A 12,946-nucleotide genomic window follows, 5' to 3' on the forward strand; every position below is an offset into this window, starting at 1 on the left:
CGGAAGTGTTTTTAACGACGAAAAACGGCTGTCATCCTGAGCGCAGCGAAGGACTCTCTCGTCAATAGTTTTCTAACGTGAGAAGGTCCTTCGCTGCGCTCAGGATGACAGCCGGTGGTTGTTTGCCGACCAACAAGCCGCCTTATTTCGGCAGCGTCAGCAGGTAGCCGATGGTGAAGTTGGCGTCCCAGTCGAACACAAACTGCTTGCAGCCGGTGGCCTCGGCGATGGATTTGTAGATGTTCAGGCCGGCTTTCGACTTGGCGTTGTCGAGTTGGTAGGCGCTGGGCGCGTCGAGCACGGTGTAGCGCTCCTTGTCCTTGCGCACCTTTTTGGCCAGCTCAAACGGCACGCCGCCGATGATGAAGCAGGTGGCTCGCAAATCAGCTGGAACTTGGCTAGCCTTTTCCTTCACATCGGCTGCCACGGCGGCATCAGCAGTGCCTTTCTCGAAGTACTTGGCCCCGTAGGTTTCCACCGATTTGGGTTGGTTGCCGTCGAGCCACGAGATTTTGGTGTTGCCCGAACCAATGTCGGCCACAAAGGCGCGGTCGGCAAACGAGGCCGGCAGCACCGAGCGCAGGCCCAGAATGCCTTCTTTTTCGGGCGTCACGGTGTTCACCACGTAGCCCATGCCTTTCAGCACTTTCACAATTTTGCCGGTTACGTCGGCCTTCAGCGCGCCCGAGCTCACCACGAAATGAATGTCGCGCCCACCCACGCCGAAGTCGAGCATCTGGCCGATATAAGCCTTGAGGCCCTTGCGGATATCGTCGTCGGTGGCCATGTTTTCCATCACCAGACTGTTGCCGAAATCGGCTTTTTCCAGCTTCCAGGTGCGGTTCTGGTCGATGCGCACGATGAAGGAGTTGAAGCCGCTGGCGCCCAGCTCCACCACGCCCTTCAGCTTGCCATCGACGGGCGCAGGCGCTTCGTAGGAGAAAGCCGGCTTGGCACTGCTGGCCGTGGCCGGCGAATCGTAAGACCCCGAACCGCCGCCCTGCTCACCCGAGCGGCTGGTGGTGTCGGCCACCGGGTCGATGGCCGAACGGCCGGTTTTGGCCAGCTCCGGGTTGGTAGCCGTGAAGCGGCGAATACCGAAGTACAGGCCGAGGAGAATGATGGCCGCGATAATGGCCTTGCTGGCGAAAGTTAGCCGCATGGTGGTTGCAGTTAAGGTGGTGAAAGATGTTTTATCTAGAACGTCATGCAGAGCGCAGCGAAGCATCTTTACCGCACAATGCAATCATTTACTCTTGCGGTAAAGATGCTTCGCTGCGCTCTGCATGACCTGCGTTATCGAATGGTCATTCAATCCAGCAGCTTGCCGTAGGCATCGTCGGTGGCCTGGCGGGTGGTATTGGCCGTCATCGGCACGGGCGGTTCATTGTTCATGATGGCGCTGAATTCGCCCTTCTGGTACTGGTCGAGCAGGCGCTGGCCCTTCTCGCTCATCACCCCGTTCTGGATGTCCATCTCCTTGACGAACTCCTGCGAGTAGCGCATGGCCTGCTTGATTTGGCCCAGCTGCTGGGCCATGTCCTCGGCCACGCGGTCGGTGGCCAGGTCGAAGAAGTACTTCTTGTCGGGGTCGCCGCGCAGGATGTTCATGGCCGCGCGCATGCCCGAGCTGGTGCGTTTCACCAGGGCGTACTCGTCTTTGAGCAGGTTGACCTTGAACTTGCTGTTGTCAATCTGGCGCAGGGCGGCTTTGAGAATCTGGCGCATCACCAGGCTCACGTTGGCCGTGGTGGTGGCCATCGGTTGCAGGCGTTTATTATAATCTTCGAGCTGAGCGGCACGGCTGGCGTAGCTGTCAGCGACATCCTTCTCGCCTTGGCGCTGGGCCGAGGCCGCCAAAGCCAGGTACTCTTTCATCTGGGCGGTGTTGGCGGCCATCTTGCGTTTCACCAGCTCGTTGGCGCCTTCGATGTGGCCCACTTCAGCGTCCATATTCCGGGCTTCCTTCTCGGTGTTCGAGATGTAGTCCTCCATGATGCCAATGGGGTCGGTATTCACAAAAATGCTGGCGGCGGTGCGAAAAATGCGCTGCCCCAAATACCACAGTCCGGTTTGAATCCGCTTGTTGGTGGCCAGCAAAAACAGCACGAACAACACACCCAGGCCAATGCCCAGCTTTACGGTATCGAAAACGATGTCAATCAGAAAGGGCAGAATCTTGCCCCAGTAATACACGCCTGCACCCACCAGCGCGGCCACGAAAACCCAGGCGGCGGCTTTCTCCGGTTTTTGCCAGGACGGCAGGCCATCGGCGGGCGAGGGCGGGCCTAATAACGGGGTATTCATTGTGCAGAAAAAGTAGCGGGTGGAAATCGAAAGAGCTTACTTAGCCGCGTTCAAAAACGTTTCGGCGGCTTTGTGGTGGGTGTGCAGGTCGGCCATTGCGGCGGCGTTGGCCAGCTCGTAGGAGGCCAGCGCGCTTTGGGTTTTCTGGCGCTCCTCGCCCAGCTGCTGCTGGGTTTGCTGAAGCTGCTGCTGCTTGGCCTGCAACTGGCGGGTGAGTTCGGCCAGGTCGGCGGCCAGCTTCTTTTCCTGGGCCATGAGCAAGGCCACCGGGCCGGGCGCGGCTCCGGGGGCCGTGCCTTCGCCCATTTTCTCGCGGTGGCGCGTCAGCACTTTCGCGCGGTCATCGGCCAGCGTTTGCTCAAACTGCGTGGCCGAAGCCAGCAGGGCCGGCACCGTGGCTCCATTCACCGCCGCAAAGGCGTTGAAGGCCGTTTGGTAGAGCATGGGGCCACTCAGGCCGGCGGCGGCCATGCTCTTCACCATTTTCACGTAGGCCGCGAAATCCTTGCCATCGCCGGCCAGCAGGCCCGCAATGTGGTCGAGGTGGCGCTGCTCGGCCTGGCCGGGGGCTGGGGCGGCAGCGGGCGTATTGTTTGGGACGATGGGCGCGTCGGTTGGCTGGGCGGCGGCTCCGTACTGCGTGGTCGGGGGCGTGGTCGGAGCAACTGCGCCTTCTTCGGGCTCAATGAAAAAGTCTTTGGCAGCGTGGGCGAGCTTATCGAAAATTGCCATGACGGAACGAAAATGGAGGTGATAGAAAGGGCCCGGCCGACATCTGCCCGGCCCGCGTAGATATTCTGCGGACCGTAAAAACGCTGCCAGCCGTTCAAAGGTAAAGATTTTACCCAATCAACTGCCCCCAGCCACCGCGCAGCAAAAAGCCCCGGCCCGCCGGGCCGCTCCGCGCGACGCCGGCCCGCCGGGGCCATTTCGTTATCGAGTGTTTTTAGTTGGATGCCTGACTGGCTAACCACGCCTCACGCAATGTTTTTTGAGCGGGCGAAAGCACCATTTTTTCCACCGATTCCACGGGTTTCACCTGCACGTTGGGGTCTTCGGCGAGGATGAGTTGGGTGGTGCGCTCCACGCCGCCCCGGGTTTTCACCTTCACAAATACCACGTCGCTGGGCGAGTGCTTGTGCAGCACTCCGTCGAGGTCGCCGGAGCTTTTGATGGTCTGGCCGTCAAGTACTTCAATCTGGTCGCCCCGGTCAATGCCCGCCTTGTACAGGCCCGAGCCAATCTGGGTGTTGTAAGCCACCAGGCAGCGGCCATCGTCGTCAAACTCCACCTGGCTGGGCAGGGCCGCGCCCAGGGCGCGGGTCGGAATCACGGCTAGGCCGGCCACCAGCAGGTTTTCGGTGAAGCGGGGCTGCTCGCGGCCGTACACGTACTGCCGGAAGAAGCGGCTGGCAAACACCGTGTCCTTGCTCACCTCGCCCAGTACGCGCTGCAGGTCGCGGGTGGTGTAGGGGGCCGTGGGGGCGTAGCCGCTCTGTTTCTTGCCGTACTGCTGCCACATGGCCTGCATGAACTTATCGAGCGAGGAGCGGTGGTGCTGGCGCAGCTGCAAATCAAGCACCAGCGCAATGCCCGCGCCCTGGTCATAGTACGACAAGTTGGTGTTTACCAGGTTCATCGGGGCACCGCCGCCAGCCCCATCGGTGTAGGCGGCTTGGCGGCTCATGTCGATGGCCGAGGCGTAGCGGGCGCCGGGGCTGTTCTGGCGCAGGTTCACCCAGCGGCTGATGTCGTCGTAAAAATCTTCGTCTTCAATCAGCTTGGCGCGGCGCAGGGCCAGGCGGCCGTAGTACTGCGTGAAACCTTCGGCGAACCAGAGGTTGTCGCTCATGTTTACGCGCTGAAAATCAAATGGCTCCAGGTCCTTTGGGCGCAGGCGCTCCACGTTCCAGGCGTGGAAGAATTCGTGGGCCACGGTGCCCAGGTTTTTGGTGGCATCCTCGTCCTTCAGCGGGCGGGGGCTGGTCACGGACGTGGAGTTGCGGTGTTCCATGCCATCGCCTTTGGCCTGGCTCAGGTAGTCGGCTACGAAGGTATAGCGGGCGAAATCGAAGGTGGGCAGCTCGCCGAAAATGGCTTTTTCTTCCTTCACCACCTTCTGAATTTTCTTGGCGTAGGCATCAATTTCAGATGTCGGGCCCATGTACAGCGTGGCCAGCTCGATGGTCTGGTCGCCTTCCTGCCACGACAGCACCTGCTGCGGGCCCAGCGATACCGGGCTATCCATCATGTACTGCATGTTGGGGGCCGTATATACCGCTTTGTCAGAACCCTGGCGCAGCTGAGAGGCCACTTTCCAGGTGGCGGGCAAGTCAAACTTGATTTCGGTGGCGCGGCCCTCCAGCCCGGTGGCGTAGCACAGGGCGGCCGGCAGGTTGAGGTGGGCGTGCTGCTGGTCGATACCTACGTTGGTGCCGTCCGTCTGGTCGCCGTACAGGGTGTAGCTGAAAATCACGGTGCCGTCGGCCGCCGGCATCACGTCCCAGCCGTAGGGGTCGGGGCGGTTCAGGGGCAGGGGGTGGTTGGCGCCGTCGGTGGCCACCACGTAATACACGTTCTTGGCGAAATCGTGGATGGCGTAGCGGCCGGGCGAGCTGCGCGCCATGCGCACGTGCAGCGGCCCGGCGGGTAGCCCCGCAAACGTTGCCGTTACCTTCGCTTCGTGGTGCACCGCGTTCGGAAACGCCACTGTGTAGCGCACGGCCGGCCCAGTATCGGCCTTGGACGGGGCTGGCGCGGGAGCCGGCGCAGCTACCGGAGCCACCGGTGCGGCGCTAACCGGGGCCGGCTTGGTAACTGCCGGCTTAGCAGCTGCGGGGTTGGCCGGTACGGGTTTGGCAAGGACTGCTTTGGCCGGTACGGGTTTGGCCACGGCGGGCTTGGCCACGATGGGTTTAGCCACGATAGGCTTGGCCACGGCGGGCTTGGCTGCCACTGGCCAAGCCTTCTTAGCTGGTAACGGCTTGCCCGGAACGGGTTTCACCTGCGCCTGCGCCTGGAAAGCCCCCAGCCCCAAAGAGAATAAAATAGCAGTTGCGACCGTGTGTCTCATGGGCAGAAATAATAAGGAAACAAGTAATGGAATAGAAAGCCGTGAAAGGTTTAGACTACAAAGTTGCAGAAAATTTACAATAAAATAAGGGTAATCATTGTAAAAAACGGCCCCGGTAATGATAAAATCATGTTTCAATTTGATGAAACAGTGTTAGTAAATATCAAGGTTAGGCCTCAGCTGAATTTTCCACGAAAATCAAGGCTTCTATCGCTCCGCCAAAAAAAAGCTGCGGGTGCCCGGCCATCAGCCCCACTCGGCCAAGGGCGCTGCGCAGGTCGGGCATTTCACGAGCGCGCAGCCCGGTAATAAGGCGAAAAAACAGGTACATCAGCCGGAGCAGCCAGTGCCGCCAGCCTCGCCGCGCCGGCCGGAAATCTGCCACCAGCCACGGAGCGGCTGGGCTTTGGGCGGCGCGCAGTTGGGCCAGGGCTGTTTCAAGTTCGGCCATTGGAATACAGTCCAGCACGAAGAAGGTGATGATGGCCCCAAACTGCTCGGTCGGTTGCAGGGCCGCTTGGGTGCCGTGCCGGAACTCGACCTGGCCCACCGCGTGCGGAAACTCATGCGCCAGCCGGGCCCGGGCGCGGGCCAGCATCTTGGGCGATGCTTCCAGATACAGCACCGTGGCGGCTGGCGTGCGCCGCAATACTTCGCCCAGTACCCAACCCGTGCCCCCGCCCAGGATGAGGACGTGCGGAGCGCCGCCTGGCAGGCCGTGCAGCGCCGCCCGCTGGGCCGCCTGTTGCGAAGACCCGAACACGAAGGCCGCGAGTGCATCATAAAACCAGGCTGCCCGGTCAAAACCAACCAGCTTTTCGGAGGCAGCAGGGGTAGAAAAAGGAGCCGTGGGGGGCAAAGACATCAAAAAATAACGATTGCAGGAAAAAAAATTGGGTCGGCAAGTAACTGAAAAACAATTGCCGGTGCGGTTTAACACCCCCGTACAAATGAAAAAAACGGCCTATGTGTTGCGTGGCGGTAAAACGGCGCTGTATCTTTGCAGCATCAAAAGGCCGCTACCCTTCCAGGATGAGCGGTTTTTTAGCCCAGCTTGCGCTTGTGGCGAAATTGGTAGACGCGCTGTCTTCAGGCGGCAGTTCCGCAAGGTGTGAGAGTTCGAGTCTCTCCGAGCGCACGTTTTAAAAAGCCAGCCCCACCGGGCTGGCTTTTTTTATTTTCCGTACTGAAAGCAGTTGCCGCGACTTCCATTTACCGGCTTTTTGCCCGCTATGAATCGGTTTACCTCCCGCCTGCTGGCCCTGGCCGGCCTGCTCACCGTCGAAGTGCTGTTTGGCCTGGTGCTGTTCATCGTAGCATTTGCGGTTTTCTTCTACCTGGCGCGGGTGGTATTCGTGCACCATTCGGTGGCGCTCGACAACTGGGCCTCGGGCATTGTGGATGGCTGGCGGCTGGCGCACCCGGGGCTGACCGGGCCGGTGCGGGTGGTCACATTTTTTGCGGCGCTGCCGTTTCTGCTGCCGGCCAGCGTCATCGTGCCGCTGCTGATACGCCGGGCCGGTCACCCGCGCGGAGCCTGGGAAATGCTGCTGGCCATGGCCGGGAGCGTGCTGCTCAACCAGCTGCTAAAACTGTATTTCAACCGCCCCCGGCCCAGTAATGCCCTGCTGGAAACCTTCGGACTGAGCTTTCCCAGTGGCCACGCCATGCTGGGCTTCACGTTTTACGGCTGCTTGGCGTGGCTGCTGGCGCGGCATTTCAAGCGGCCTGCTTGGGTAGCGCCGCTGTTGCTGTGGGCGGGGCTGATTGGCCTTACGCGGGTGTATCTGCACGCGCACTACGCCACCGACGTACTAGCCGGCTTTGCGGGCGGGGCGGCGTGGCTGGTGGCATTCCGGGCCGGGCTGAAGCTGTTCTGGCGCGAGGAAGAGGCCGTGATGCAGGAAGAAAGCGCATCATCATGACGAGCTTTCTTCCTGCTTGAAAATACCTTTGGTAAGCGTTATTCGGCCAGCCGCACCCGCACCCGCAGGGCCAGCAGGCCTTTCACGCCCTGTAACTCTTCCAGCTCCAGCTCTTCAACCCCGGGCTCCAATAGCCCCCGGTCCTGAAGGTAGTCGATGTACTCGTAATACTCCACTGCCTCCCGGGTTTGGGCATACACCAAGGCCAGCGTGCCGGGCTGCGTCAGGCGCTCGCCCGTGCCCAGCACAGTGGCCTTGTCAATCCGCTTTTTAATGATTTCGTAGCGAATGTTGTAGGCGCCGTCCACGTCGAACTGCCGCTCATCCTGCCGGAACCGAATGCTCAGCGGCTGCCCGTGAATGAGGATGAGCTGCGTCGTGTCCAGCGGCACGGGCAGGGCGGATTTCAGCGCATGGGTGCGGCGCGTGATTTCCACCATCGTCAGCAATTGCCACAGGCGCAGGTTTTTCAGAAAAACCAGGTCGAACGGTTTGTCCTGCACCAGCGTGCTGCCCACATAGATGTTGAACTCCACGCCATCGGTTTTGTAGCGCTGGAAGTAGTGCGGGAACATCTGCTGTGCCTTTTCCTCCTCCTCATCAAGGTAGTCGCTCACGGCATCGTTGAGCGTGGTTACGCTGATTTCAAAGTCCTGGCGGCGCTTGTAAAGAATGCCCAGCTTGGGGTCAATGTTGTTCCAGTAGCTGGTGATGACGGGGCGCAGCTCGGGCGTGTGCGTGGCCAGGTACTCGAACAGCGGCTCCACCTCGCGTTTCAACGAGTCGTAAATATTGGCCTCGTCACCGGAAAGCAAGCCGTCGCGCAGCCGCTTCAGGTTTTTGGTGACGTAGAATTTCAGCTCGTCCAAAATGGGCAGCTGCTGGCACTCGGAGGCCTTTTTCAGCACCTTGTTAGCCAGGGTCAGGTGTTCGATAAGGTCGCCCTGAATGGCTTCGTTGCGCACCGTGCTACTACTGCGGATGTCGCAGGAGCCGTGCAGCGGGTACACGTCCTCAAACACGATGGCCTCCATCTCAGCGGTGCGATTGCCGGCGTCGAGCTGGGTGAGCAGGTTGCGGGCCGCATCGGCGAAGCGCCACTCCATGGTGGGGTGAATGGCCGTAAACTTCTCCTGAATCACGGCCTGAATGCGGGATTGCAGGTCCTCGGCGTTGCGCTTTACGGCCACCGCAAACAGCGGCACAAATTGCGCCACCTTGTCCATATCAAACTCGTCGAGGCCGTTCACGTCGGGCGTGCCCAGCTCCAGCAGGCCCACCGTGTCGTTGCCGTAGGGCAGCAGCGCCAGGATAGCCGATTTGATGCCCAGGGTAATAATCTGCTGGCGCAGGTCCTGCGGAATGTCGGCGGTGGCTACGTCTTTGAGCACCAGTGGCTCCCGCTCGCGCAGTAGGCGCTCATAAATCTGCCGGAAGCTGCCATCGGCTGATTGATGCTGCACCTGTTTGGTGAGAAAGCTGTGGTTGATTTTGCGCCCAAAATCCACGAAAGCTTTTTTCTTCTCATCGTAAGCCGCGATGCCCAACTGCAAAGCCGGCTGCGCAAACAGCACCCGCAGCTTCTCCTGAATCTGCTCGAAGCGGGCCGGGGTTTGGAGCACATCACGCTCCAGCAGGTCATACTTCAGCTCCGACAGAATTTCCTGGTCGGTAATGTCCACCAATTGCAGGAGATTAAAGCCTTCCAGCTCAAAATGCTCGGGCGGCAGCAGTTCGTGCCAGAACTCCGGCCGGTGGCGGTTATGAATCAGGAATTCAATCTGTTCGGGGGTGAGTGTAGGCAATTCGCCTACTACCTTCACCATCACAAAATCAGAGTTGAAATCGACGCCGTAGTGCCGGTATAGGCCAATTTTATAATCGGGCACCGTAAACACGATGGTCCCCAGGCTCGGCATTTCGGCCCCGTAGAGGCGATGCAGAATCAGGTGGTAGGCCATCAGGCCCATCTGCCGCTCCATGGCCGCCATGTCAATGTTGAGCGGCTGCTTCACGGTGCGGTCCTTGTTCAGCATTATCTCCTCAAACAGGCGCGTGGAGTAGAAGCTGCGCCGCTGAAACGGCGCCACCACGCCGCTGATGTCGGTAGCAAATGAGGCCGGCGGGAATACGGCCAGCATCAGGGTTTCTACCAAGTCGCAGTTGCATTCCAGCACCGAGTAATCGGTGAGCAGGCCCCGGCACCAGCCCGCCTGCGCCACTTGCTCGCCAATGGCCTTGGCCAAGAGGGCCACGCCGGCATTGCTGGCACTTTCGCGCGCGTGCCAGTAGGCAATCAGCGGCTCCAGGCTGAGCGTAGACTTAAACGGAAAAACAGAAGCAGGGGCAGCCGGACGGGGGGGGAGGGGCACCGTCGGAGCCGCCGTGAGAGTAGGTTCAGCAGCCATAAGAACGAAAACAGGAATGCCCGGCCAAACGTTGCAGCGCGGCGTTAGCTATACGTAGGCAAGTGCCCGCCGGACTACTTGGTGATGGTGAAGACGGGGTTCGGCTTGAGGTTGGTCGTAAGCGCCGTGGTGGCGCTGGCGGTGCTGTCTTTGCGGGTGGTGATGCTCTTTTGCGTGTTGGTGTAGCACGTGCAGCAGCCGTTGCCATCCAGATTCCCCTTCAGCGCAACATTATCAATGACCAATGCGAAGGCCGGGCGCTTCTGGTGCGGGGCCGGGAAATAGCGCACGTAATACTGGTATCGGTCGAGCTTATCTGTGCTCAACTGGGCAAACGGCGTGCTGTTGTTGATAACAATCGTGTCGTAGGCCTGAGCCGCCGAGCGAATCAGCGTGACAGTTTCGGGTTTGGTGCCCGGGTTGGTGCCATTGGCCGGGACAATTACCAGCGGATAACGCTGAAGCACAATCGTATCGAGGTCGGCAACCTTGTTGAAGTCGGTCCTTGAAAAAACCAGCTTAATGGCATCGGCCTGGGCTTCGCCGGGGCAGTCGCACACGTTGTTGGCGCAGCAGCCGGGCAGCAGCAGCCCGAGGCCCAAAAGCAGGATGGCAGAAAACCGGAAGGGCAGGAGGTGAGTCATGGCAAGCCCAAAGATAAGGCCCGTCGCGCCCACTGCCCGAAACCGGGAAGTGGGGCGCGACGGGCCTTTTATGCTAATGCAGAAGTTAAGAATAAACGCGCCTTAACCCAGGGGTTAGCGGCTGCCCGTAACCACCGATGATGACGGCAGCGTGGGGTTTTCTACCGTGCCACCGGCCATCAGCAGGGGCCGGAGGCGGGTGGTGGCGGTGTCGAGCTGGGGCCGAATCTGGGCCATGGCGCTGCGCAGGGCAATTACATCGGCCAGGCGAGGCGCCGCCGTCTGCGAATAGCCATGGTACATGGCCACCTTCACTTCCGAGGTGCCGGTGCCGAGGTAGGAACCCAGCAGGTTGCCGGCGGCGTCGCTCACCTGCACTTCGGCTTGCAGCGTGGTCTTATACCATTCCAGCGGCACCCCCACTACGGCCGGAATCATGAACGTGAGCACCTGCAGGCCCTGCACGGCGCGGCCAGTGCGCAGGGTGCGGACCTTCTTCACAATCAGCTTGGCGTAGCCGTACGTAGCCGAATCAGTGGGCTCCGTCAGGTTCATCCGGCATTCCTGTTGAAACAATTTCAGCGGGTCTTCGGGCAGGGCGCCGTCATTCATCGCCAGTGGACCTTGGTCGGCCAGGATTTCCAGCGGGGGCAGGCGTTTAGAAATGGCCGCCGACGGCGTGCCTTTCATCATGGTCTTGACCGACACGCAAGCCGAAGCCAGCAGGAGCAGCGGCGAAAGGGCCAGTAATGTGAGGGGACGGACGATTTTCATAGGCGGAAGGTAGAGAATTATATCGTAAAAATCAAATATTAAAACGAAAAAGTGCCGTTGTCAATCCTCAGGCAATTAGCACAAAGGCATGGTGTAAAATTAGATGATTTACATCAACCAGTTGCCATCTGCTCGGTAAAAGGCTCAAAATACCCCTTGACAGCGGCAAATTAACCGCCCAAGTTGACTATCCAACTTGGGTGTTATTGAAAAAGTTCTATTGTGAAATTGCTGCCGGGTCGGGTCCCTGGTAGCCATCCACAAATTCGCCTTCCCAACGGGCTACGACGGCCGAAGCTAAACAGTTGCCGAGTACGTTGACGGCCGTACGCGCCATATCCATCAAGGCATCAATGCCCAGGATGATGAACACCGGCCAGGCCGGCAGGTTGAACGACGCCACCGTGGCCAGCAAAATCACCAGCGAAGCGCGGGGCACGCCTGCCACGCCCTTGCTGGTCAGCATCAGCGTGAACACCATGAGCAATTGCTGGCCGAAAGTGAGCGGGACCCCCGCCGCCTGCGCCACAAAAACCGCTGCCAGCGAAAGGTATAGCGTGGTGCCGTCGAGGTTAAAAGAATAACCGGTGGGCATTACAAAGGCCACGATGCGGCGCGGTACGCCAATGCTTTCCATCGCTTCCATGGCCCGGGGCAGGGCCGCTTCCGATGACGTAGTGGCGAAGGCAATGCTCACCGGCTCGGCCACGGCCGCCACAAAGCGGCGCAGCGGCAGCCGGGCAAATAGCGCCACTGGCAGCAGCACCAGCAGCACGAAGGCGATGAGCGCGCCGTAGAGCGTGAGCAGCAGCTGCAAGGCGTTGAGCAGCGGGGCAAAACCCATTTTGCCCACCGTGTAGGCCAGCGCCCCGCCCACGCCCAGCGGCGCGAAATACATCACCACGTTGGTGAACTTGAACATCACTTCCGACAGGCTTTCGCAGAACTCCAGCATCACGCGGCGTGGACGTTCTGGGGTGAGGGCCAGGCCGATAGCGAAGATGATGGCAAAAATAACCACTTGCAGCACCTGCCCCTCGGCTACCGATTTGGCAATGTTTTCGGGGAAGATGTGCAGGATGATGTCGGCCGCGGTTTGGGGCGCGGCGGCGGTGAGGGATTCTTCCTTCACGCCAACCTGGCTGATGCCCACGCCGGCTTTGGTTAAGTTGATGGCGGCCAGGCCGATGAAGAGAGCAAACGTGGTGACGACTTCGAAGTAAACCAGCGCCTTCAGGCCCATGCGGCCCACCTGCTTGAGGTCGGCGTGGCCGGCAATGCCCACTACCAACGTGGCAAAAACCAGCGGTGCAATGATTGTTTTCACCAGGCGTAAGAAGGCGTCGCTCAGTACTTTGAGGTTCATGGCTACGCCGGGCGCGTCGTGGCCCAACTCGATGCCGATGAGCATGCTCACCACAATCCAAAGAGTGAGCGAGCGCCGGGGTGCCACCGCAGCGGCAATGGCCAGCAGGGCCAGCCAACGGGCCGCCACGGGCACCACGGGCGGCAGGGCCAGCATCTGATTGGCGGCGAGCACAGTGAGCGCGCCAGCCAGCAGCACCATAAAAGCAACGAGGAGTAAACGGGATTTTGCCATGCAATTGAAAAAGGCCGTGAATACGGAATGAGGCCTCAAAGAACGGCATTATCCCGCCACCACGCCCGACCTTGCCCGTTGGCGGGGGGCGGAAGCCGGGTGCGGCTTTTGTTCGGAGGGCATTGGTGCCGCATTGATTTCTTCCAGCAGTTTCAGACTGGCAACGGTAGGCGCATCCACAAAATGCTGCTTCTTTCGAGCAGTTTTCAGCGGCG

At 60.2% G+C, this 12,946-nt stretch carries 10 protein-coding genes and 1 tRNA gene; 2 read left to right on the top strand and 9 right to left on the bottom strand.

The features are described 5' to 3' along the window. Window positions 1-142 precede the first annotated feature (142 nt). The 5 genes from ACYU7Q_RS01050 to ACYU7Q_RS01070 all read right to left on the bottom strand — a co-directional run bounded on the left by ACYU7Q_RS01050 (window position 143) and on the right by ACYU7Q_RS01070 (window position 6,245). A complete protein-coding gene (locus tag ACYU7Q_RS01050; protein ID WP_460607577.1) occupies window positions 143-1,162 on the bottom strand; it encodes a hypothetical protein in 1,020 nt (339 codons plus the stop codon). 149 nt (window positions 1,163-1,311) lie between these two features. Next, entirely contained in the window at window positions 1,312-2,307 is a 996-nt protein-coding gene (locus tag ACYU7Q_RS01055) for a PspA/IM30 family protein (protein WP_460607578.1), read from the bottom strand. 36 nt (window positions 2,308-2,343) lie between these two features. Next, a complete protein-coding gene (locus tag ACYU7Q_RS01060; protein WP_460607579.1) occupies window positions 2,344-3,039 on the bottom strand; it encodes a hypothetical protein in 696 nt (231 codons plus the stop codon). A 214-nt stretch (window positions 3,040-3,253) separates the two neighbouring features. Continuing rightward, entirely contained in the window at window positions 3,254-5,380 is a 2,127-nt protein-coding gene (locus ACYU7Q_RS01065; protein ID WP_460607580.1) for a M61 family metallopeptidase, read from the bottom strand. A gap of 169 nt (window positions 5,381-5,549) precedes the next feature. Then, window positions 5,550-6,245, bottom strand: a complete 696-nt coding sequence (locus ACYU7Q_RS01070; RefSeq protein WP_460607581.1) for a class I SAM-dependent methyltransferase — start codon at window positions 6,243-6,245, stop codon at window positions 5,550-5,552. Window positions 6,246-6,436: 191 nt separating this feature from the next. On the opposite strand from ACYU7Q_RS01070, the gene ACYU7Q_RS01075 reads away from it, so the two are divergent. Both ACYU7Q_RS01075 and ACYU7Q_RS01080 read left to right on the top strand, forming a co-directional pair. Next, window positions 6,437-6,518, top strand: a tRNA-Leu gene (locus ACYU7Q_RS01075). A gap of 94 nt (window positions 6,519-6,612) precedes the next feature. Continuing rightward, window positions 6,613-7,305, top strand: a complete 693-nt coding sequence (locus ACYU7Q_RS01080; protein ID WP_460607582.1) for a phosphatase PAP2 family protein — start codon at window positions 6,613-6,615, stop codon at window positions 7,303-7,305. 38 nt (window positions 7,306-7,343) lie between these two features. Here the strand turns inward: ACYU7Q_RS01080 and ACYU7Q_RS01085 are convergent, their stop codons facing one another. The 4 genes from ACYU7Q_RS01085 to ACYU7Q_RS01100 form a co-directional block, all read right to left on the bottom strand. Then, window positions 7,344-9,713, bottom strand: a complete 2,370-nt coding sequence (locus tag ACYU7Q_RS01085) for a GAF domain-containing protein (RefSeq protein ID WP_460607583.1) — start codon at window positions 9,711-9,713, stop codon at window positions 7,344-7,346. Window positions 9,714-9,787: 74 nt separating this feature from the next. Beyond that, window positions 9,788-10,357, bottom strand: a complete 570-nt coding sequence (locus ACYU7Q_RS01090) for a hypothetical protein (RefSeq protein ID WP_460607584.1) — start codon at window positions 10,355-10,357, stop codon at window positions 9,788-9,790. A gap of 114 nt (window positions 10,358-10,471) precedes the next feature. Then, a complete protein-coding gene (locus ACYU7Q_RS01095; RefSeq protein ID WP_460607585.1) occupies window positions 10,472-11,131 on the bottom strand; it encodes a hypothetical protein in 660 nt (219 codons plus the stop codon). A 217-nt stretch (window positions 11,132-11,348) separates the two neighbouring features. Then, window positions 11,349-12,731 (bottom strand): dicarboxylate/amino acid:cation symporter, encoded by a 1,383-nt coding sequence (locus tag ACYU7Q_RS01100; RefSeq protein ID WP_460607586.1) that lies wholly within the window; start codon window positions 12,729-12,731, stop codon window positions 11,349-11,351. Window positions 12,732-12,946: the final 215 nt, after the last annotated feature.

Source organism: Hymenobacter terrigena (genome assembly GCF_054776515.1).

Bases quoted from the DNA above. Each gene is read 5' to 3' on its own strand.
- ACYU7Q_RS01060 (WP_460607579.1), bottom strand. From the start codon at position 3,039: ATGGCAATTTTCGATAAGCTCGCCCACGCTGCCAAAGACTTTTTCATT.
- ACYU7Q_RS01080 (WP_460607582.1), top strand. From the start codon at position 6,613: ATGAATCGGTTTACCTCCCGCCTGCTGGCCCTGGCCGGCCTGCTCACC.
- ACYU7Q_RS01095 (WP_460607585.1), bottom strand. From the start codon at position 11,131: ATGAAAATCGTCCGTCCCCTCACATTACTGGCCCTTTCGCCGCTGCTC.
- ACYU7Q_RS01065 (WP_460607580.1), bottom strand. From the start codon at position 5,380: ATGAGACACACGGTCGCAACTGCTATTTTATTCTCTTTGGGGCTGGGG.
- ACYU7Q_RS01070 (WP_460607581.1), bottom strand. From the start codon at position 6,245: ATGTCTTTGCCCCCCACGGCTCCTTTTTCTACCCCTGCTGCCTCCGAA.
- ACYU7Q_RS01055 (WP_460607578.1), bottom strand. From the start codon at position 2,307: ATGAATACCCCGTTATTAGGCCCGCCCTCGCCCGCCGATGGCCTGCCG.
- ACYU7Q_RS01085 (WP_460607583.1), bottom strand. From the start codon at position 9,713: ATGGCTGCTGAACCTACTCTCACGGCGGCTCCGACGGTGCCCCTCCCC.
- ACYU7Q_RS01090 (WP_460607584.1), bottom strand. From the start codon at position 10,357: ATGACTCACCTCCTGCCCTTCCGGTTTTCTGCCATCCTGCTTTTGGGC.
- ACYU7Q_RS01100 (WP_460607586.1), bottom strand. From the start codon at position 12,731: ATGGCAAAATCCCGTTTACTCCTCGTTGCTTTTATGGTGCTGCTGGCT.
- ACYU7Q_RS01050 (WP_460607577.1), bottom strand. From the start codon at position 1,162: ATGCGGCTAACTTTCGCCAGCAAGGCCATTATCGCGGCCATCATTCTC.